This is a genomic window from Bosea sp. 124 (assembly GCF_003046175.1).
In the GTDB taxonomy this organism is placed as follows: domain Bacteria; phylum Pseudomonadota; class Alphaproteobacteria; order Rhizobiales; family Beijerinckiaceae; genus Allobosea.
Window position 1 is genome coordinate 1,001,825 of record NZ_PZZM01000001.1, and the last position, 18,698, is coordinate 1,020,522.

Annotated in this window: 20 protein-coding genes, 1 pseudogene and 1 other annotated feature; of the genes and pseudogenes, 8 read left to right on the forward strand and 13 right to left on the reverse strand. The window is 64.9% G+C overall.

The features are described from left to right. Nucleotides 1-150 precede the first annotated feature (150 nt). Nucleotides 151-405, reverse strand: coding sequence for a hypothetical protein (locus C8D03_RS04760; protein ID WP_108045236.1), 255 nt, complete (start codon nt 403-405; stop codon nt 151-153). Further along, nucleotides 405-617: a hypothetical protein gene (locus C8D03_RS04765; protein WP_108045237.1), complete on the reverse strand. Its 213-nt coding sequence runs from the start codon at nt 615-617 to the stop codon at nt 405-407. Before C8D03_RS04765 ends, C8D03_RS04760 begins: the two co-directional genes overlap by 1 nt. A gap of 179 nt (nt 618-796) precedes the next feature. Between C8D03_RS04765 and C8D03_RS04770 the strand changes: the two genes are divergently transcribed. Together C8D03_RS04770 and C8D03_RS04775 are read left to right on the forward strand one after the other, a co-directional pair. Then, on the forward strand, nt 797-997 hold the full coding sequence (locus C8D03_RS04770) for a transcriptional regulator (RefSeq protein ID WP_108045238.1): 201 nt from the start codon (nt 797-799) through the stop codon (nt 995-997). Nucleotides 998-1,033: 36 nt separating this feature from the next. Beyond that, nucleotides 1,034-1,303, forward strand: a complete 270-nt coding sequence (locus C8D03_RS04775; protein ID WP_108045239.1) for a DUF7696 family protein — start codon at nt 1,034-1,036, stop codon at nt 1,301-1,303. A 216-nt stretch (nt 1,304-1,519) separates the two neighbouring features. Here C8D03_RS04775 and C8D03_RS04780 read toward each other — a convergent pair whose 3' ends face one another. Continuing rightward, a complete protein-coding gene (locus C8D03_RS04780; protein ID WP_146170089.1) occupies nt 1,520-1,816 on the reverse strand; it encodes a hypothetical protein in 297 nt (98 codons plus the stop codon). Nucleotides 1,817-2,047: 231 nt separating this feature from the next. Here C8D03_RS04780 and C8D03_RS27090 point away from each other — a divergent pair, with 231 nt between their 5' ends. Together C8D03_RS27090 and C8D03_RS26380 are read left to right on the forward strand one after the other, a co-directional pair. Further along, complete coding sequence (locus C8D03_RS27090; protein WP_465246463.1) at nt 2,048-2,326, forward strand: DUF7696 family protein; 279 nt, start codon at nt 2,048-2,050, stop codon at nt 2,324-2,326. Then, nucleotides 2,323-2,472, forward strand: a complete 150-nt coding sequence (locus tag C8D03_RS26380) for a hypothetical protein (protein WP_181300670.1) — start codon at nt 2,323-2,325, stop codon at nt 2,470-2,472. Before C8D03_RS27090 ends, C8D03_RS26380 begins: the two co-directional genes overlap by 4 nt. 306 nt (nt 2,473-2,778) lie before the next feature. Here the strand turns inward: C8D03_RS26380 and C8D03_RS04785 are convergent, their stop codons facing one another. Continuing rightward, on the reverse strand, nt 2,779-3,102 hold the full coding sequence (locus C8D03_RS04785; RefSeq protein ID WP_108045241.1) for a hypothetical protein: 324 nt from the start codon (nt 3,100-3,102) through the stop codon (nt 2,779-2,781). Nucleotides 3,103-3,460: 358 nt separating this feature from the next. Between C8D03_RS04785 and C8D03_RS04790 the strand changes: the two genes are divergently transcribed. Continuing rightward, on the forward strand, nt 3,461-3,943 hold the full coding sequence (locus C8D03_RS04790; RefSeq protein WP_108045242.1) for a hypothetical protein: 483 nt from the start codon (nt 3,461-3,463) through the stop codon (nt 3,941-3,943). A gap of 3 nt (nt 3,944-3,946) precedes the next feature. On the opposite strand, the gene C8D03_RS04795 is transcribed toward C8D03_RS04790, so the two are convergent. The 7 genes and pseudogenes from C8D03_RS04795 to C8D03_RS04820 form a co-directional block, all read right to left on the reverse strand. Beyond that, the gene (locus tag C8D03_RS04795; RefSeq protein ID WP_181300672.1) at nt 3,947-5,710 is read right to left on the reverse strand and encodes a caspase family protein; all 1,764 of its coding nucleotides are present in this window, start codon (nt 5,708-5,710) and stop codon (nt 3,947-3,949) included. A 664-nt stretch (nt 5,711-6,374) separates the two neighbouring features. Then, nucleotides 6,375-6,940: pseudogene (locus C8D03_RS04800) on the reverse strand (transposase); the annotation flags it as partial. Then, nucleotides 6,540-6,656: a sequence feature (AL1L pseudoknot), on the reverse strand. It overlaps the preceding pseudogene by 117 nt. Nucleotides 6,941-6,987: 47 nt before the next feature. Next, complete coding sequence (locus C8D03_RS26385) at nt 6,988-7,164, reverse strand: hypothetical protein (protein WP_181300674.1); 177 nt, start codon at nt 7,162-7,164, stop codon at nt 6,988-6,990. A gap of 34 nt (nt 7,165-7,198) precedes the next feature. Continuing rightward, nucleotides 7,199-8,005, reverse strand: a complete 807-nt coding sequence (locus C8D03_RS04805; protein ID WP_108045244.1) for an oxidoreductase — start codon at nt 8,003-8,005, stop codon at nt 7,199-7,201. Nucleotides 8,006-8,051: 46 nt separating this feature from the next. Then, on the reverse strand, nt 8,052-9,326 hold the full coding sequence (fabF, locus tag C8D03_RS04810; RefSeq protein ID WP_108045245.1) for a beta-ketoacyl-ACP synthase II: 1,275 nt from the start codon (nt 9,324-9,326) through the stop codon (nt 8,052-8,054). Further along, entirely contained in the window at nt 9,319-10,623 is a 1,305-nt protein-coding gene (locus C8D03_RS04815) for a multidrug effflux MFS transporter (RefSeq protein WP_108045246.1), read from the reverse strand. Before C8D03_RS04815 ends, fabF begins: the two co-directional genes overlap by 8 nt. After that, the gene (locus tag C8D03_RS04820; RefSeq protein ID WP_108045247.1) at nt 10,620-11,228 is read right to left on the reverse strand and encodes a TetR/AcrR family transcriptional regulator; all 609 of its coding nucleotides are present in this window, start codon (nt 11,226-11,228) and stop codon (nt 10,620-10,622) included. The genes C8D03_RS04815 and C8D03_RS04820 overlap by 4 nt, the downstream gene beginning before the upstream one ends. 78 nt (nt 11,229-11,306) lie before the next feature. Between C8D03_RS04820 and C8D03_RS04825 the strand changes: the two genes are divergently transcribed. Genes C8D03_RS04825 through C8D03_RS04835 form a run of 3 tightly spaced genes read left to right on the forward strand, consistent with a single transcriptional unit; the run spans nt 11,307 to nt 16,249 of the window. Beyond that, nucleotides 11,307-12,431: an efflux RND transporter periplasmic adaptor subunit gene (locus C8D03_RS04825; RefSeq protein WP_248308346.1), complete on the forward strand. Its 1,125-nt coding sequence runs from the start codon at nt 11,307-11,309 to the stop codon at nt 12,429-12,431. Then, entirely contained in the window at nt 12,428-15,610 is a 3,183-nt protein-coding gene (locus tag C8D03_RS04830) for an efflux RND transporter permease subunit (RefSeq protein ID WP_108045248.1), read from the forward strand. Before C8D03_RS04825 ends, C8D03_RS04830 begins: the two co-directional genes overlap by 4 nt. 12 nt (nt 15,611-15,622) lie before the next feature. After that, complete coding sequence (locus C8D03_RS04835) at nt 15,623-16,249, forward strand: tyrosine-type recombinase/integrase (protein ID WP_108045249.1); 627 nt, start codon at nt 15,623-15,625, stop codon at nt 16,247-16,249. 187 nt (nt 16,250-16,436) lie between these two features. Here C8D03_RS04835 and C8D03_RS04840 read toward each other — a convergent pair whose 3' ends face one another. Beyond that, nucleotides 16,437-17,648: a Gfo/Idh/MocA family protein gene (locus tag C8D03_RS04840; RefSeq protein WP_108045250.1), complete on the reverse strand. Its 1,212-nt coding sequence runs from the start codon at nt 17,646-17,648 to the stop codon at nt 16,437-16,439. A 67-nt stretch (nt 17,649-17,715) separates the two neighbouring features. Continuing rightward, nucleotides 17,716-18,681: a substrate-binding domain-containing protein gene (locus C8D03_RS04845; protein WP_181300676.1), complete on the reverse strand. Its 966-nt coding sequence runs from the start codon at nt 18,679-18,681 to the stop codon at nt 17,716-17,718. Between the last annotated feature and the right edge of the window lie 17 nt (nt 18,682-18,698).

The following is an 18,698-nucleotide window of genomic DNA, read 5'->3' on the forward strand; positions in this document are numbered from 1 at the left end:
CGCGTGAATGCATCGGTCGTCTCAAACATCGTCTGTTTCGCCCACCCGGCCCCGATGCTCGATCGAAACTCGACGGGCTGGGAGCATATCCGCCACGCCTCGCGGTCTCAATCAAAGGCGAGGCAACCCGTAGTCGAATCCGAATGCGCGTCATTCCTCTCCTGCGTCGACGTCCATCCTATACATCGCGTGGAACTTGTCGGGCTCGTTGCTGCCCGCCGCCACGTTGAGCTGGCTGTTGGCGAGGTTCAGCGCAAAGTTCAGCACGTCTAGGGCGATGTAGATCTGGCTGCTGATGGGTATCTCTCCGCACCATCGCCTGACGGTCAGATGAAAATCGCGGGTCACGGCCTGCATCTCGCGCGCCCTGCCCGGCGACATGCTGCGCTTGGATCGCTGGACCATCAGTCGTGCTCCTCCCGCCGCGCTCCATGTGAGAACACCCCACGGAGATAGCCGCGCGACACCGACCGGTCCGCATCTGCGAGCAAGACGGTCATGTCGTGGAGCAGAGCCCGGATCGCGGCCCGCTCGCTGCCATGCTCGGCGATGAGATCGTCAATCTCGCACTCGACCTCGGTTGCCAAATCGGTGTCTTCAAGCCTCTCCGCTGCCATGTCCGTGCGTCCTTCGGAATTGAGAACGTACTGAGAACAAACCTCGGCGGGGAGTCAACCCGTTGCGCGACGGGGCCTAGGCGAGATTCCTACTCCGACGACGGTATTCAGCGCGCGTCATTGAGCGGCTGGGGAACCGTGCCGCCGGGCGTGCTGTTGATGCGCAGGAGGTCTACGCCATGCCCAAGACCGTCAAAACCATCAAGCCGATCGAGACAGTCGAAGAATACGAAGACGCCAGGCAGCGCATCGTGGTGCTCGACACAGCTATGCCCGGCTCGCCCGGCGAGGAAGAGTTGAAGGCGCTTATCGTCGCGGTGGAAAAGTGGAAACGCGACCACGGATCGATGCCCAAGGCGATCCGGCCGATCGGCAACTGAGCTAATCAGATCTTCTGACCGTCAGGAGATTCGACCGTGCCCGCCCGTCGTGCCGACCAGCCCGTAGCCTATTCTCACCTCGTCGGCCGCGAGGTTTCGATCTCGTCAGAAGCGTGGAAGCACGAGTGCGAGATCGCGGCGATCACCGCCATGCCAATCGCGAAGCGGAACACCTTCCTCGATGGCGTGCAGGGCTCGACCGATCGGGAGGAGCGTGGCGTGAAGGGGGTTCGCGGCGAGGCCGCCGTCGCAGCCCTACGCGCCGAGGTCGAGCGATATGCGGATATCCTGCGACGCCTGCCCTGAGACGCAGGCCGGCGCTGTGCTTCCACATTGCAGGAACCATCCCGCACCTATCTGTTGAACGTTCGGCGTCGGAGACGGCGCCTGCCTTCTCTCCATTGGATCGCGTCGCCACGGCTGGCTGCAGCCAATCGGAAGGCTAGGAGGTCATGCTTAGCGCGAGCATGATGATAAGAAGCGAGCCGCCTGTGAGAGCGCACCACACAAACCAGAACGTTCTCACTGCGTAAAATATTGCTCTAGATAGGCCGGGACAAAATAGCCTGCGCCGCCAAACACCGCGAGAACAGCCAGCAGGATCGCTGCGGCCCGAATGCGGCTGACGATGGAGCGGGACGAGTCGGCTTCGACGATCAGCTTCAGAAAACCACGCAGCGGCCTGAAGCGCGAGCGGGCGGGAGTGTCCCCATTAGCGGGCGCCGATGCTTTATCAACGGTAGTCCCAAGAAGGGGCACAGCAAGTTCGCCGGGCTGAGGCAGAATTTCTTGCTGCATTCGATGTACTGCTTCATCCATGGTGGAACGGCTTCGCGCACAGCGAATGCCCTGGTTAGGCAATAACGGCGGGCGGACCCGTTCGTTCCGCCGCGCCGCGCACGTAGGCCGGCGCTCGCTACGGCTGTTCAGGACGCATCGGCCTTCACGAATACGGCCAAGCGGCGGCCGCCATGGTCGGTGTTGCGCAGGGAACAGAGATCAACGCCATCGGTTGATCGGGCGACCCCGAGGATCCTGATGACAACGCCAATGCTCGACCGGAACGGACACAAGCTGGTTCGTTCAGAATTCTCCGAACAACTGGTCCCGATCTCTAGTGAGGCATGGCGCCATGAGTGCGAGGTCGCATTCCTGCTCGGTCTGCCGATCGCAATGCAGGAGCAGATGCTCGACGGTCCGCCTCACAACAGTGATCAGGGTGACCGCGGGGTCGATGCTGTCCGAGGAAACGGGGTCGCCGCGATGTTGCGTAGCGAAATGGAACGGCTGGGTGCGATAAGGCGTCGGCGGAATCGAAACGTGCCATGATCATCATGACTGAGGCTGAATACGCGGCGGTGAAGGCGTGTATCGCGGTGCTGTCCGCGTCGCTTCTGGACGCCGCCGGCGAGAAGGAACTGTTTCAGTTGCAACAGGCTGCGAAGCTTTGGGAAACGAGGCTGGAATTGGATTGAGAGCAAGCGGAATCGGTGAGATTGCCCGCTAGCTTGGCAGAAGCCCCCCAAAATGCTCGGAAACCCGCGCATCGATCAATCCCAGCCTTGGCTTGAGCGGCCCGCCGAGTGCGCTCGGATCTGGTCGGGCCGGCGGGGCCGACGCCGCCGGACAAACCAGCAGGCAAGCCTTAGCAGACGTTTAACCAATCGGGGCCAACTTGAACTGCGCTTGTTATCGCGGCGCAGGACGCCGGACCGCCCCGTTGCCCCCCAGCTGTACGGACCGGCGTCCTCGCCTCGCGCAATCCAACCCAAATCTCCTGATTATGGCTCAGGCAATCTCAGCCCAGCCAGAAACGCAGCCGAACTCAGGGAATGATCCGGCAGTGCCGTGCAATGGCGCTCGACTGCTGTCACGATGACACTGTCATCAATATGAGACAGCTTCGAGGGTGAGCTTTGCCTAAGGATATCGACCATCCATCGGCCGATTGCTGAGTGAATTTCGGTCGCTGATGTTCGGTGATGCTTCATCCACATTTCGCAGGTGATGTAGTCCTGCAGGAAATCAGCCTTGCGGCGCTCGGCGCCATGCGTGGTCACGGAGCCCGCGGCCAAGAAGGTCGTCATGACCAGCCAAAGGCGCATCTTTCCTCCTCTCGTATCGCCATTCGATGAGCGGCCTGCTTTGAGCTGGCGCTCATTGGGCACGCCGGCCGCAGAATGGCGGTCGTGTCGGATCCAATCAAGGTCAGAGCGCCTGGCATAGGCGTTCCCGCGATGCTTTGTGCCGAGATCGAACGGCCGGTAGAGGTCAGACGTCGCCGGGCGAGTTCTTCGCGAAAATCGCCGATTGTCTTGCAAGCCCCTACGGGATCCGGAAGTGGCTGTTCGCGAAAATTCGGCCCGACGAACAATCGAGGGGCTTTCCAGTTGACGCTCCTGCACGTAGGCCTCGATATATCCAATGGCTCTAGTGTGGGGCGAGCTTTTGGGAGCATTGCTGATGACAAGAGCCCGACTGACCCATTCGATCGTTCTGGCTGCTGTGCTTGGCGCGCCAGCGGCGGTCGCGGTGGCGGTGGAAGCACAGGCCGTCGAGCCGATTCAACTCATCACCAAGTACGAGGCGGGCTTTCCTCCTCCAGCGGCATCAAGCAGCCAGGAACGCAATTTGACCCGCGGCCCGAGCGTCGATCGGCTGGCACCTCCTGCAATTGGCATGGCGGGTGATGCATTCCGTTTTGCGGTGAAGTTCAAGCCACGCAACGGCGTGCCGATCGATCCGGCTAGCGTGCGTGTGACCTATCGCCGTGCACTCGATGTCGATCTGACCGCCCGCATCAAGCCCTTCATCACTGCGGACGGAATCGATGCTTCAGCGGTGATCGTGCCACCGGGGCAACACCTCATCGTGATTGAAGCGACCGACAAGGAAGGCCGCCTTGGCAGGGGCCAGATTACCCTGACGGTTGAGGCTCCGAAATAGCCCTCATCGCTTTGGCGCGGGAGGTAGTAGAGCCACCGCCGGGGCGGTTCCGTAAGCGGCCGGAACCTGCTTACCCTCTGTCCGTTCGGATACGCGCTTCGTAGTATCCCTGACGACCACGTCGATTTGCCGGCCGGGCGTCGACAGGGTTTCCAAAAACGCGCGAACGAAGGGGCTGTCGAGCCCGTCGCCGTCAAGTGCAGTTTTGCCCGGCTGTGTCGAGTGAAGGACGATCCCGTTCTGCGCGGCCGGTGTGGGCGCAAGGCCCGCGTGCAGCCGGTCAGGAATGGCACCGCTCGATCGCCCTCCGGAACCTCTCGAGCGAGCCACCGCACGGGCCTCGACGAAGGGGTCGTCGCGGCAGGCGTCGATGATGACAAGTGCGCCGCGCCTTGCCTTGGCGGCGGCGGCTGAGAGATCGGCGAGCGCCAGCGCGTCATTGCGCAGATTGTCGTCACTGTCGGGTACCGCATCAGCCGGGATGAGATAATTGGCACCGCCAGTCTCAACACCATGCCCGGCATAAAACATCAGCACAACATCAGCCTGCGCTGCCTTCTCGGCGACAATCGCGGGGATCTTGCGCAGATCGTCCCTCTTGAGATTCTCCGCGAATTCCACGCTGTCGAAGCCGAGCTCGGCCAGCGCATTGGCCATCACGGCCGCGTCGCGGCGGGCATTGGGCAAGCTTGCCAACTCGGTATAATCACTGATGCCGACAATGAAGGCGACGCGCCGGAGGCCGTCCGGCGAGCCCTTGCCGCCATAGACGCCGATGTCGGCAGCGTTCCGGAATATCCCCCGCATCTCGCGCAGCAGCGGCTCGGTCAGCACCTTGAGGAAGATGACGGCCATGCGCCGCTCATAGAGATGAGGCGTCGCTTTCGTCGCCGCGATGATACGCTTGTAGATCGCGATCGCCTTGGGCTTGTCGCCGAGGCTCTCTGCGACGCGTGCAAGCCCGAGTGCCGGACTCCACTGCTTCGGCGTCAGCTTCTGCGCATCGAGGAAAAGTTTCTCAGCGACTTCTGGTTCCTTCAGCTTGTCGAGAGCGAGATTGCCAGCCTGGATCAGAAGCGTCGCGCGGGCATCCGCGGCTTCCGCCTTCGGCATGTCGTTAGGCTCGCGTGTCGCCGCGATTATGTCGTCATAGGCAGCCCTGAGATCGCCAGCGCGCAGCTCCAGCTCCGATTTGCTGGTCAGCGCCAGACCGCGGAAGGGCGCGCCGAGCGCGATAGTCGCAGCCAGATCACTACGAGCACGGTCGAGTACGCCCAAGCGGCGCAGAAGCTCGCCGCGTGCATAAAGTGCTGCGGCCGTCTTCGGATCGATCTGCAGAGCGCGGTCGAGATCGGCGAGCGCCGCGTTGAGGTCGCCATCCCGCTCATGCTGGAGCGCGCGCTGGACATACGGCGAGGCAGTCTGCTTTGGCTGTTGCATCGCCTGACCAATGTCGGCAGCCGCCTCAGAGGTGCGGCCGATCACTTGGTTGATGGCGACGCGAAACGACAGCGCCTCGGCCTTGAGCGGCCCCTCGATGCTGAGCGCGGTGTCAATGTCGGCGAGAGCATCGCGCACCTGTGCAAGGGTTGGTGGGGCATAAGCGACCGAGCCGTCGCGCTTCTGGATGTTTGCGGCGCCCTTGGTCACCACCTGGAGGAAGCGCATCACGCTGCGGTAGAAGGCGGCCTTCTGACGGTCAACATCGCTTGGGGTCCCCGCCAGCACTCGCCCGCAAGCGGCCTCGGCAGCGGCCATAGCCGTCATGGGCAAGACGCTTGTCTTAGTCCGATCATCCGCACAAGTAGCAAGATCGCTGGCACTTTGTGACCATGCGGAGGTGACCAGCGCTGTGACCAACAGCAGCGCGGCGGGGCTGATTATTACACGTCGCATCGCAGGCTTCCCGAGCACAAAGGCATGCTTGCACTATCGGCAAATGCGTCTCTGAGACGCAACCTATTGAAAGGCATATGCCGCTACTCGCGGACCGCGCGCTTGAATGTAGCGGCGTCCATTTCCTCGCTCGCCTCTTTGATTAAATTCAGCGGAGGGCCGGCAGCGGGCTTGGCTTTGGTTTCCAATCAAACGGTGGCGGGCTGGCGGTCGCGCCCGATTAAATTCCGCTATGTTGAGAATGCCAGCGGGGACGGGGCCCCGTTGATTTCTCGTCCCCGGCTTGAAAACCGCGACGCGCGATTTCAACGGGGGCGGCTAATCAAGTTTTTTCAGACGGGCCCCAGCCAAAAAAACTCCATGAGTGCAACCCCATGCGGTGGCGGGCCCTTCGCGATCCAATCCTCGAACCTCCCCCCTCCCATCAGTGCGCGCTGGAGCTCGGCGCGTCGGGCTCGGCAGCGATGCGCTCCGACATCGCCACGATGTCGTCGACGATCGTCTGTCGGTGCGCGATGGTCCGGGCAATCCAGACGAAGCGTTCTCGCACCATCTGCCGCCAAACCTTCCTCACGCCGTAAACCTCGAAGTTCTCGGCGAAGACGCGGGCGATCTCGGGCTGCAGGGCGATATCCCGCTTTGCCCTCACTGACAGCTTCTCGGGATCGGCGCGCTTGGCGACATAGGCATGATAGGTCGAGGGGGCGATCGGCAGCACTTTGCAGATCGGCTCGACCCCATGGACCTGGCGGTGATCGTCGATGAACGCGATCATCGCCTGAACAGGCGGTCGAGCTCCGCCTGGGCAAAATACGCCGACGCCTTGCGCAGGATCTCATTGGCCTGCCGAAGCTCTCGGTTCTCGCGCTCCAGCGTCTTGAGCTTGGCCGCCATGTCCGTCGTCAAACCGGGCTTCCGTCCACTGTCGACCTCGGCCTTCTTTACCCACTCGTTCAGCGTCTGCGCCGTGCAGCCGATCTTGCCGGAAATCGACATGATCGCCGCCCAGCGGGACGGATGCTCGCCCTCGTGGTCCAGCAGCATCCGAACCGCACGGGTCCGCACCTCAGGCGAAAACTTGTTCGTCGTCTTGCTCGTCATGGCTCCACCTTCTCAGGCGTTGGAGCCTCCGACAAACCCGGCGCGGTTCACAGGTGCGGTTTGGGCCGCATCGCAGTGACGCATGCGTTCAACGTGGCCAGTTCGTCTTCGATGCGGCGCAGTCGAGCTTGGTCGATGCCTGCACCCTCATGCCCCAGAGCGGCCAGTGCCTCGCCATAGGCCTTCAGTTCCGCGACGAGGCGCGTCCAAAGCGTATCTATCATCGGCAGCCTCCTTTACTGGGAACGAAATATCGGCTCACAGGCCGCTCTGCTTGCGCAGGCTTTTGTCGAAAGCCTCCGCCGGAACGTATCGGCGCAGAAGAGCGACGCGTCCCGCCAGGGACCCCACGGTATAACGCCGGCGCGGCCGTTCCGCCTCGGCCGCCTTGACGATACTGTCGGCCACGACCGATGCGTCGTCTCCGGCTTCGTTCGCCTTGCGCACTGCGGCTCCGACCCGGGCGCGCATGTCGTCATAGGAGGAGATCATGCCGGACGCTTGCGCGCTGCTGGCGTTGAAGGATGTCCGCGTATAAGCGGGCTCAACAAGTACGACGCGAATCCCGAGCGACCGCACTTCATGGTCGAGCGACTCAGAATAGCCTTCGACGGCATGTTTCGACGCGGCGTAGAGCGCGGTGAACGGCGCCGGTATCAGCCCAAGTATCGAGCTGACGTTGACGATCCTACCCGAGTGCTGTCGCCGCATGGCGGGCAGGACTGCATTTGTGACGCGGAGCAGACCGAAGAAATTCGCCTCGAACAGCTGCTGCGCCTGCGCCATCGACGCCTCCTCCGCCGCCCCGAACAGCCCGCTGCCGGCATTGTTGACGAGAAGGTCGATCCTCCCGGCCTCCTTCAGAACCTGAGCGACACAAGCCTCGACGGACACCTGATCGGTCACATCGCAGGTCAGCATCCTGACGTCGCCCCTGTCGGCAGGAGCGGCATTGCGGGTCGTGCCGTAGACACGATAGCCGGCGCGCGAGAGCGCTTCGGCCGTGATGCGACCAATGCCAGAGGATGCGCCGGTGACGAGGGCGACCTTCGGGGTGAAGCTCATGAATGGACGACCTTCAAGAAGACAGAGTTGAAACTGCGGAGCTTGATCAGTGGACGTCGCGCCACCGGCGAAACAGCACGCTCGCGTTGACCCCGCCAAAGCCGAAGCCGTTCGCCATCGCCAGTGCCATCGGGGTCGCGCGCGCCCTGCCCGCCACGATGTCGATGCCGGCGCTGGCCGGATCCGGCGTCGTCTGGTTCAGGGTCGGCGGCGCGACCTGATCCCTCAGGGCCAGGGCGGCGAAGATCGCGCCCAGCCCTCCAGCGGCACCCAGAAGGTGACCGGTGGCGGATTTTGTGGCGCTCACGGAAAGACGAGGGTTCGCGCCGAACAGCGTCTTGATGGCGGCGATCTCGCCGAGGTCTCCGATCGGCGTCGAGGTCGCATGGGCGTTGAGGTGGTCGACCTCGGCCGGCGAAACTCCCGCCTGGGCGATAGCGATGTCCATGGCACGCAGCGCGCCGCTGCCGTCCTCCGGGCCCGAAGTGATGTGATGGGCGTCGGCGGTCGTACCGTAACCGACCAATTCCGCGATCGGCGTGGCGCCCCGACGGAGCGCATGGTCGAGCGCCTCCAGGACGAGCAGGCCCGCGCCCTCGCCCATGACGAAGCCGTCTCGCTCCGCGTCGAAGGGACGCGACGCCTCGGTCGGCCTGTCGTTGAAGCCGGTGGAGAGAGAGCGGGCCGCGGCGAAGCCACCGAGACTGACCAGGTTGATGCAGGCCTCGGTGCCGCCGCAGAGGGCGACGTCCGCCTCCCCCGCACGGATCAGCCGGGCCGCGTCGCCGATCGCCTGGATGCCGGCGGCGCAAGCGGTGACGGGAGCGCCGATGGGTCCCTTGAAGCCGTGGCGGATCGAGACCTGCCCAGCGGCGAGGTTGACGAGAAAAGACGGCACCGTGAACGGAGACAGACGCCGCACGCCACGCGTATCGACCGTGCGAACCGCCTCTGTGATGGCGGGGAAGCCCCCGATTCCGGAGGCGATCACCGTCGCCGTCCGCGACTTCTGCATCTCGTCCTGCGGGGTCCAGCCCGCCATGGCGATGGCCTCGTCGGCGGCCGCGACGGCGAACAGGATGAAGCGGTCGATCTTGCGCTGGTCCTTGGCGGTGAGGACCCGGTCGGGGTCGAATCCGCCGACGGGGTCGTCGTCCAGCGAAGGCACGACGCCGGCGACTTTGGCCGGCAGGTCCCCGACGATCGCATCAGGGAGACGGCGCAAACCGGATTGGCCGGCGAGCAGGCGTTCCCAGGAGCGGCTCACCCCGGAGCCGAGCGGGGTGACGGCCCCCATGCCCGTAACGACGATCCTACGCATCGGTCGCGACCTCCGCATTGGTGACGGCGGGGGACGGGCGGACGCGCTCCGGACGCTCACGGAAGGCTGGCGCGAAAGCCAGGAGAGCCAGCACGGCGGCGACCGTCATCACGATGGCCAGCGAGGTCGCGGCCGGGAACGGCAGAACGCTCGCCACAGTCGAGCCGATCGCGGCGCTGCTCATCTGCAGGAAACCGAGAAGAGCCGAAGCTGATCCAGCCCGGCGGCCGAAGGGTTGCAGGGCGACTGCGGTCCCGAGCGGATTGATCAGCCCCATCCCGAACAGCACGATCGAGATGGCCGCCGTGAAGGTGAGGTAGCTCGGCTGCCAGGCGACGGCGACCATGGTCAGCGAGCCGCCGGCGAAGACGATCAGCCCGAAGAGCCCGATCTCACGGTCGCCATGCCGTTGCGCCAGCCGGGGCGCCATCAGGCCTGCAGCAAAGACGATCAGAACCGTCCCGGCAAACGTCAGACCCAGCTGGAACGGGGTCAGTCCGAGCTGGTCCATCAGCACCCCGGGCGCAGCCGCGAAGAAGCTGAACAGGCCGCCCAGCACCATGCTGACGGCCAGCGCCGGCCGCAGAAAGCGCCGATCGACGACGAGCGAACGATAGGTCGAGGCGACGCTGCGCATCGCAAGTTCGCTGCGCGCACCGACCGGATGGGTCTCGCCGACCCGCAGCAGATAGAGAACAGCGAGCGCCGCGGCGCAGAAGCCGACGAACAGGAAACTCATGCGCCAGCCGGACAGCTCGACCAGGAGGCTTCCGAGCAGCGGGGAAAAACCGGGTGCGACGGCACTAGCGATCATGGTGAGCGACAGCACCCTGCCCAGCGCTTCACCCTGGAAGAGGTCGCGCGCGATGGCGCGGGCGAGCACGGAGGCGGCACAGGCGCCCATGGCCTGGATGACGCGCGCCAGCAGCAGTACCCACAGGCTGCCTGCGAGGGCTGCGACCAGACTTCCCGCGACGAAGGTGGCCAGCCCCCCGAGAACGAGGCTGCGCCTGCCAAAACGATCCGAAAGCGGCCCGACGACCAACTGGCCCAGCGCGAAGGTTATGAAAAAGCTGCTCAGCAGCAGGCCGAGCTGAGCGCCGGTCAGACCCAGCTCGGCGCCCATCCGCGGAAAGGCCGGCAGGATGATGTTCGTGGCGAGCGTCCCGACTGCGGCCAGACCGGCGAGAAGCAGGACGACCCCGCCGCTGACCTCACCAGCTACGCTGGGAGCGACAGCTTCGCCCATGACGGCAAAAGGACCGGCGGTCCGAAGATCGGCAGGGTCCGCGCTCATTGCACCCGCTCCGGCCGGTCATCGGTCTCGTCGCCCTGATGCCCCACATTCCTGCCGGTGACGCTGGCGGCAGCCGTCTCCAGAAAGCGCCGTCCCAGGGTTTCGTCATTCACGATCCTCGACAGGAGAAGCGCGCCGACCATCGTCGACAGCACGACCATGGCATCGTCTTCACGCCCCTCGCCGAGCCACCCGGTCACACTGTCGAGATAGCCGCGCATGCCGGCCTCGAAGACGGCCTTGACTTCAGGACCCTGCCGCGCCGCGTCGGAGCCGAGCGCCACGATCGGGCAGCCATCGGCGCGTTCGGCGGAATGGCCCCGGCTCAGATAGAACTCGCATACCGCCCGCAGGCTGTCGTCCGGCCGCGCCGTTGCCGCCGTCGACCAGCGCTCGGCGACGCTCTCCAGCGCCCGACGCGTCGCCACGGCGACCAGCTCGTCCTTCGACTCGAACTGCTTGTAGAAGCCGCCCTGGGTCAGGCCGGCTCCCGCCATCAGGTCCTTCAGGCCGATGCCGTCGAAGCCGTTCTCGCGAAACAGCCGGCTGGCCGTCTCGATCACCCGCTTCCTGTTCTCCGCCGCCTGTTGCCGAGACACCCGCATATTGGACCTCAAAATTAGATTGCGTTCGAACTCTATAAGCGACATAGATGTCGAACGCAATCCATTTCGGTGTCATCCATGTCTCGAAAGACCAAGATCGCTTTGGCCGCAGCCGCCCTGACCCTCGCGGCCGCGGGTGCCGGCGGCGCCATCATGCTGTCCGGGGCGCGATCATCGGCCTCCGTGAAGGTCGATCTGCGCCAGGATGCGCCGACGGTGCTCGTCTCGCTCGCAAGCCCTGTCGTCCGTGCGGAGAGACGCTTCACCGGCGTCATCGCGGCGCGGGTGCAGAGCAATCTCGGATTCCGCGTTCCCGGCAAGATCGTCGAGCGGCTGGTCAACATTGGGCAGGCCGTGAAAGCCGGGCAGCCCCTCCTGCGTATTGACGAGACCGATCTGCGATGGGCGCTGACCGCAAAGCGGAATGCCGCTGTGGCCGCCCGCGCCGTCCTGACCCAGGCTACCGCAGACGAGATGCGCTATGCGGTTTTGGTCAAGAACGGCTTCGCAGCCAGTCCTCAGCGATACGAACAGGCCAAGGCGGCATTGGATACAGCGACCGCTCAAGCCGCAGCGACCGAGGCAGAGGCGAAGGTTGCGGAAAACGAACTCGGCTACGCCGTGCTCGTCGCCGATGCGGATGGCGTCGTCGTGGACACGTCCGGCGAGCCGGGCCAAGTTGTCGCCGCCGGGCAGGTCGTAACCCGGCTCGCCCAGGCCGGGCCGCGGGAGGCGGTCGTAGCGTTGCCCGAGACGATCAGGCCCGCGATCGGTTCAGCCGCGCAGGCGACGCTCTACGGATCCTCCGGACGGAGCGTCCCGGCCAGGCTGCGGCAATTGTCGGATTCCGCCGATCCGCAAACCCGGACCTATGAGGCCCGCTATGTCCTCGACGGCGATGCCGCCGCGGCGCCGCTCGGCGGGACCGTGACGATCGGCATCGCGGCGACCGGGCCGGCGGCCGATATGGAGGTGCCTCTCGGGGCAGTCCTCGACGACGGCAGCAGGACCGGCGTCTGGCGCCTGGACGAAACGGGGTCGCTCGTCACCTTCCAGCCGGTGCGTCTGGTCCGCGTGACCAGCGAGACGGCCATCGTCTCCGGTCTCGAGGCCGGACTTCGAATCGTCTCGCTCGGTGCGCATCTGCTGCGCGAAGGCCAGCCGGTCAGGCCTTCCACCACGGTCGAGGCGGTCGCGCGATGAGCCTCAATCTTTCAGCCATCGCCGTCCGCGAGCGGGCGGTGACCCTGTTCACGATCATGCTGCTGGTGGCAGTCGGCGCTTATGCTTTCGTCAAGCTCGGCCGCGCGGAAGACCCGAACTTCACGATCAAGATCCTGACCATCACCTCCGTCTGGCCGGGTGCGACGGCGCGCGAGATGCAGGATCTGGTCGCAGAACCTTTGGAGAAGCGGCTCCAGGAAATGGCTTGGTACGACCGTGTCGAGACGACGACGCGACCGGGCTTCGCGTACCTCACCGTCAACCTGAAGGATTCCACTCCGCCCGGGCGCGTGCAGGAGGAGTTCTATCAGGCCCGCAAGAAGCTCTCCGACGAGGCGCGGAACCTGCCGCCGGGCGTGCTCGGGCCCTTCGTCAACGACGAATACGCCGATGTCAGTTTCGCCCTCTACGCCCTCAAGGCGAAAGGCCTGCCGATGCGGGATCTGGCCCGGCAGGCGGAACTCATCCGGCAGGATCTCCTCCACGTCCCCGGCGTCAAGAAGGTCAACATTCTCGGCGAGCGTCCCGAGCAGATCTTCGTCGAGTTCTCCCATGAGCGGCTGGCGACGCTGGGCGTCGCAGCCCAGGACATCGTCACGGCACTCCAGCGTCAGAACACGGTGACGCCGGCGGGCGCCGTCGAGACGAGGGGGCCGCGCGTCTTCATCCGCGTCGATGGTGCCTATGACGGCGTCCGAGCCATCGCCGAGACGCCCATCGTCGCCGGCGGGCGCACGCTGAAGCTGTCCGACATCGCCGATGTCCGGCGCGGCTACGAGGACCCGCCCGGCTTTGTGATCCGCCACAAGGGGGAGCCGAGCCTGATGCTCGCCGCCGTCATGCAGGACGGCTGGAATGGCCTCTCGCTGGGCCGGGCGCTGGAGGCCAGGACGGCCGCCATCGGCCAGGCGCTGCCGCTCGGCATCTCGCTGGAAAAGGTGACCGACCAAGCGGTCAACATCGCCTCGGCCGTCGACGAGTTTATGATGAAGTTCGCGATGGCGCTCGGCGTGGTGCTTCTCGTCAGCCTGCTCAGCCTCGGCTGGCGCGTCGGCATCGTCGTGGCGGCGGCGATCCCGCTGACGCTGGCCGTGGTGTTCTTCATCATGCTGGAAACCGGCCGCTTCTTCGACCGGATCACGCTCGGCGCGCTCATCCTCGCGCTCGGGCTCCTCGTCGACGACGCGATCATCGCCATCGAGGTGATGGTCGTGAAGATGGAAGAAGGCATGGATCGCATCAAGGCGGCGGCCTATGCCTGGAGCCACACCGCAGCCCCGATGCTCTCGGGCACGCTGGTGACGATCGCCGGGTTCCTGCCGGTCGGATTCGCCTCCTCGACGGCCGGCGAATATGCCGGCAACATTTTCTGGGTCGTCGGCTTCGCCCTGATCGTCTCATGGATCGCCGCGGTCGTCTTCACGCCCTATCTCGGCGTCAAGATGTTGCCGGAGATCAAGCCCGTCCCCGGTGGACACGCGGCGATCTATGACACTCCGAACTACCGTCGCCTGCGCAAGCTCATCACCTTTGCGGTCGATCACAAGGTTCTGACCTGTGTGATCGTCGGCGTTGCCTTCGCCCTTTCCGGCATCGGAATGGGCGGCCTGAAGCAGCAGTTCTTTCCGACCTCGGACCGACCCGAGGTGCTCGTCGAGGTCCGTCTTCCGGAAGGCAGCAGCATCGAGACGACGACGGCCGCGGTCGCGAAGATCGAGCGCTGGCTCGACGGGCAACCCGAAGCCCAGATCGTGACGAGCTATGTCGGCCAAGGCGCGCCGCGGTTTTTCCTGGCGCTTTCGCCGGAACTGCCCGACCCGGCCTTTGCGAAGATCGTCGTGCTGACGCCGGATGCCGGGACGCGCGAGGCGCTGAAGCTGCGCCTTCGCCAAGCCATCGCGCAGGGGCTGGCGCCCGAGGCCTATGTCCGCGCGACGCAGTTCGTCTTCGGTCCCCCGTCGGTGTTCCCGGTCGAGTTTCGTGTGAAGGGTCCCGATCCGGCGCAGCTCTATGCGATCTCGGGGCGGGTTCTGGAGATCATGCGCGGCGTGCCCGACGTCCGGGAAGCCAATCGCGACTGGGGCAACCGCACGCCCGTCCTGCGCTTCGTGCCGGATCAGGACAGGCTCAACCTCATCGGGCTCTCGCCGGCACAAGTCGGCCAGCAGCTTCAGTTCCTGCTCAGCGGTGTGACCGTCACTCAGGTCCGCGAGGACATCCGCAACGTTCCCGTCGTCGCGCGCAGCGCCGGCCCCGAGCGCCTCGACCCGACGCGGCTCGCGGATTTCTCCCTGATCAGCCGCGACGGGCGCCAGGTTCCACTCGATCAGGTCGGACACTCGGAAATCCGCTTCGAGGAGCCTCTCCTGAAGCGCCGCGATCGCGTGCCCACGATCACGGTGCGCTCGGAGATCAACGAGACGACCCAGCCGCCCGAAGTCTCCAAGCAGGTCCTTACCGCGCTCCAGCCGCTGATCGCCTCGCTTCCAGCGGGCTACAGCATCGACATGGGCGGGTCGATCGAAGAGGCGGCCAAGGCCAACGACGCGCTGGCGCAGATCTTCCCGCTCATGATCGCCATCACCCTGATCGTGGTCATGCTCCAGGTGCGCTCGTTCTCGATGATGGCGATGGTGCTGTTCACGGCTCCGCTCGGCCTGATCGGCGTCGTTCCGACGCTGCTCGCCTTCGGCCAACCCTTCGGGTTCAACGCGATCCTCGGCCTCATCGGTCTGGCCGGCATCCTCATGCGCAACACGCTGATCCTCACCGACCAGATCAAGGAGAACAGGGAAGCAGGGCTGGACGACTACCACGCGGTCATCGAGGCGACGGTGCAGCGGACGCGGCCCGTCATCCTCACCGCGCTGGCGGCAGTCCTCGCCTTCATTCCGCTGACCCACTCGGTGTTCTGGGGCTCGATGGCCTACACCCTGATCGGCGGGACCGCCGTCGGCACCGTGCTGATCCTGCTGTTCCTGCCGGCGCTGTACTCCGCCTGGTTTAGGATCTCTCCGACCCCGGCCAACCGGAGTCATGCGGCACTGTCAGGCCTCGAACCGTCGCCCGCAGCGGTGCATGGCACGTCGCTCGAACGACCCGCCGACCATGCAGGAGCAACAAGCGATGGTATGATGCGGCTGGATGCGGCCTCCTGAGGAGGATGCACGATGCCGATAAAGCAGCAGAACGTCACTCAACGTCCCGCTTGGAACACGGGACGCCTGATTGGTCCCAAGCCTCCGCTGAAGCCGCGTCACATCTGGGCAATCCGAACGCGGCTTCAGCACGATCATCGCGTACGCGATCTCGCCATGTTCAACCTAGCGATCGACAGTAAGCTTCGCGGCTGCGATCTCGTTCGCCTTCGGATCAGCGACGTCGTCCTTGGCGGCACGGTGAGACTACGGACTTCGATCATTCAGCAGAAGACGGGCCGACCAGTGCCCTTCGAACTGACAGATCCGACGCGCGAGGCGCTGACCGCTTGGCTCCGGCGTCGACCGTCCATCGATGCCGACTGGCTGTTTCCAAGCCGCAGCCATAAAGGCGAGCACGTTACAACGCGCCAGTATGGACGCCTGCTTGATGATTGGGTTTCGCTGATCGGCCTCGATCCCGCTCTCTACGGCACGCACAGTCTGAGGCGGACCAAGGTCGCGCTGATCTACAAGCGCACCGGAAATCTGCGCGCCTGCCAGCTCCTGCTCGGCCATGCCAAGTTGGAGAGCACAGTCCGCTACCTCGGAATCGAGGTCGATGACGCTCTGATCTTGTCTGAACAGACGGATATCTGATCCAAGCGGCGCGGCGGCTCCCGCTGCGCCCTAGTGACCAAAAACCGTGGAACTCTAGCACGACTTGGGCCTGCGGGCCTCGCGCTGCGCTCGAACGTCCGCTTCATGGCAGAGCCCCAATGTCGGCAAGCTGGCGCATCTCTTGTGACAAAGCGGCCGGATAACCGGAAGCCGTTCACGAGATCAATCAGCCAAAGTTTGGCGACACAATCGGCAGCTTGGCCAACGACTCGTCGAAGGCAAAGCGCTGCCAGCATCGCGCGGTCGATGACGCCACGGCGCGTTCGATGAAACACACGCCACGTGCGCCGTCAGCCACCGTGGGGTAGTCCGCATCCAGCGGATCGGCGCAGGTGCCAGCGCGACGCGCGCCGATCTCGGCGAACACGCCACGATAGACATTGGCGAAGGCCTCGATGAAGCCTTCAGGGTGGCCCGGCGGAATCCTGCCGGCCCGGCGAGCCGCTTCGAACAGCCAGGGCGAGCCCCGCGTCAGGATCTGCGTCGGCCCGTCGACGCGATGGTGGACGAGCCGGTTCGGCTCCTCCTGCCGCCATTCTAGCGTGCCTTGCTCGCCGGAGACGCGCAGGCGCAGGTCGTTTTCAAGCCCCGCATTGATCTGCGACGCCACGAGCACACCCCGCGCGCCACCGGCATAACGCAGCAGAATGCTGGCATCGTCGTCTAGCGCCCGGCCCGGAACCAGCGCACCGAGATCGGCGATGAGTTCCTCGATCGCAAGGCCGGTCACTGTCGAAACCAGGTTCTCCGCATGCGAGCCGATATCGCCGAGCGCGCCTGCGATGCCGCTGCGCGCGGGATCGGTCCGCCAGCCCGCTTGCTTGTTGCCGGTCGCCTCCAGCGCGGTGGCGAGCCAGCCCTGATTATACTCGACCACGACCTTGCGGATCGAGCCGAGCGCACCGGATCGCACCATCTCGCGCGCCTGTCGGATCATCGGATAGCCGGTGTAGTTGTAGGTCACGCCGAAGACGGTGCCGCGCTTGGCGACCGTCGCGACGAGTGTACCCGCCTGTTCGCTCGTATGCACCAGAGGCTTGTCGCAGACCACGTGGAAGCCGGCATCCGCGAAGGCCTGCGCGATCGGGAAATGGCCGTCGGTCGGGGTGACGATGACCACAGCATCGACACGCTCATCCGCCGGGCGCTTCAGTTCGGCGTCGAGCAGGCCTTGCCAGCTTGCGTGGTTGTGCGCGGCCGACACCCCAAGGCTGCGCCCGGAGGCCAGTGCCCGCTCCGGCGTCGAGGAGAACGCGCCCGCGGCGAGCTCCGCCAGCCCGTCGAGCGCTATGGCATGGCGATGCACGGCGCCGATGAAGGCGCCCTGCCCGCCGCCGATCATGGCGTAGCGCAGCCGGCGCGGGGTTTGGTCAGTCATCCGGCCTCTCCGTGAAGCAATGCAGGCGGCCGCCCCGGCGAGGGGCGGCCACGCTCGTTCGTTCGCCTCAGAACGGCGAGTCGGGGAAGTAGAAGTCTTTGGCGTTGGCCTTGTCGATTAGCACCGAGGGGATGATCGTTGTCGCCGGCAGCTTCTCGCCCTTGAGGCGCGCCTCCGCCGTCAGCTTCACCGCGTCGTAGATAAACTTGGGCGAATAGCTGACATTGGCCTGGATGCGCGGATCCTTGCCGTCGATGATCAGCTTGACCATGTCCTTGGCGCCGGCGCCGCCGAAGATCACCTTGATGTCCTTGCGGCCGGCCTGCTCGATCGCGCGGATGGCGCCGAAGGCCATGTCGTCATCGGCCGCCCAGATCGCGTCGATCTCCTTGAACCGGGTCAGGAAGTCCTGCGTCACCTTGTAGGCGTCATCGCGGTTCCAGTTGGCGAATTTCGCGTCGAGCAGCTTGACGTCCGGATGGGCCTTCAGCACGGCGTTGAAGGCATCCATGCGCTCGGTGTCGAGCGTGGTCGGGATGCCGCGCAGCGCCACGACATTGCCCTTCCCGCCCAACGTCTTGACAATGTACTCACCAGGAATCTTGCCGAAGGCGGTGTTGTCGCCGGCGACATAGGCATCCTGTGCCGAAGTGTCGGTCAGCCCGCGATCGACCACGGTCACATAGGCGCCCTTGGCCTTCACATTCGCCACCGGCCGCGTCAGCGCCGCCGACTCGAAGGGGAAGACGACGAGCGCGTTGATCTTGTTGACCGTGCTCAGATCCTGAAGCTGGTTGGCCTGCTCGGTCGCATTGGCGGCGGTGCGGATCGTAATCTTGAGATCCTTGTGCTGGGCCTCGAGATCCTTCTTGGCCTGGTTGGCCCAGTAGTTGATGCCGCCCATGAAGCTGTGCGTCGCAGCCGGGATGGAGACACCGAGATTGACCGGCTCGGCCGCCGCGCCCGTCACTGCGAAGGCAACGCCCGCGGCGGTAGCGGCGAGGATGATGGAACGTCTGGTATGCATGGACATCGTTCTCTCCCTTGACT

Bases quoted from the DNA above. Each gene is read 5' to 3' on its own strand.
- C8D03_RS04760 (WP_108045236.1), bottom strand. From the start codon at position 405: ATGGTCCAGCGATCCAAGCGCAGCATGTCGCCGGGCAGGGCGCGCGAG.
- C8D03_RS04765 (WP_108045237.1), bottom strand. From the start codon at position 617: ATGGCAGCGGAGAGGCTTGAAGACACCGATTTGGCAACCGAGGTCGAG.
- C8D03_RS04770 (WP_108045238.1), top strand. From the start codon at position 797: ATGCCCAAGACCGTCAAAACCATCAAGCCGATCGAGACAGTCGAAGAA.
- C8D03_RS04780 (WP_146170089.1), bottom strand. From the start codon at position 1,816: ATGGATGAAGCAGTACATCGAATGCAGCAAGAAATTCTGCCTCAGCCC.
- C8D03_RS27090 (WP_465246463.1), top strand. From the start codon at position 2,048: ATGCTCGACCGGAACGGACACAAGCTGGTTCGTTCAGAATTCTCCGAA.
- C8D03_RS26380 (WP_181300670.1), top strand. From the start codon at position 2,323: ATGATCATCATGACTGAGGCTGAATACGCGGCGGTGAAGGCGTGTATC.
- C8D03_RS04785 (WP_108045241.1), bottom strand. From the start codon at position 3,102: ATGCGCCTTTGGCTGGTCATGACGACCTTCTTGGCCGCGGGCTCCGTG.
- C8D03_RS04790 (WP_108045242.1), top strand. From the start codon at position 3,461: ATGACAAGAGCCCGACTGACCCATTCGATCGTTCTGGCTGCTGTGCTT.
- C8D03_RS04795 (WP_181300672.1), bottom strand. From the start codon at position 5,710: ATGACGGCTATGGCCGCTGCCGAGGCCGCTTGCGGGCGAGTGCTGGCG.
- C8D03_RS26385 (WP_181300674.1), bottom strand. From the start codon at position 7,164: ATGATAGATACGCTTTGGACGCGCCTCGTCGCGGAACTGAAGGCCTAT.
- C8D03_RS04805 (WP_108045244.1), bottom strand. From the start codon at position 8,005: ATGAGCTTCACCCCGAAGGTCGCCCTCGTCACCGGCGCATCCTCTGGC.
- fabF (WP_108045245.1), bottom strand. From the start codon at position 9,326: ATGCGTAGGATCGTCGTTACGGGCATGGGGGCCGTCACCCCGCTCGGC.
- C8D03_RS04815 (WP_108045246.1), bottom strand. From the start codon at position 10,623: ATGAGCGCGGACCCTGCCGATCTTCGGACCGCCGGTCCTTTTGCCGTC.
- C8D03_RS04820 (WP_108045247.1), bottom strand. From the start codon at position 11,228: ATGCGGGTGTCTCGGCAACAGGCGGCGGAGAACAGGAAGCGGGTGATC.
- C8D03_RS04825 (WP_248308346.1), top strand. From the start codon at position 11,307: ATGTCTCGAAAGACCAAGATCGCTTTGGCCGCAGCCGCCCTGACCCTC.
- C8D03_RS04830 (WP_108045248.1), top strand. From the start codon at position 12,428: ATGAGCCTCAATCTTTCAGCCATCGCCGTCCGCGAGCGGGCGGTGACC.
- C8D03_RS04835 (WP_108045249.1), top strand. From the start codon at position 15,623: ATGCCGATAAAGCAGCAGAACGTCACTCAACGTCCCGCTTGGAACACG.
- C8D03_RS04840 (WP_108045250.1), bottom strand. From the start codon at position 17,648: ATGACTGACCAAACCCCGCGCCGGCTGCGCTACGCCATGATCGGCGGC.
- C8D03_RS04845 (WP_181300676.1), bottom strand. From the start codon at position 18,681: ATGTCCATGCATACCAGACGTTCCATCATCCTCGCCGCTACCGCCGCG.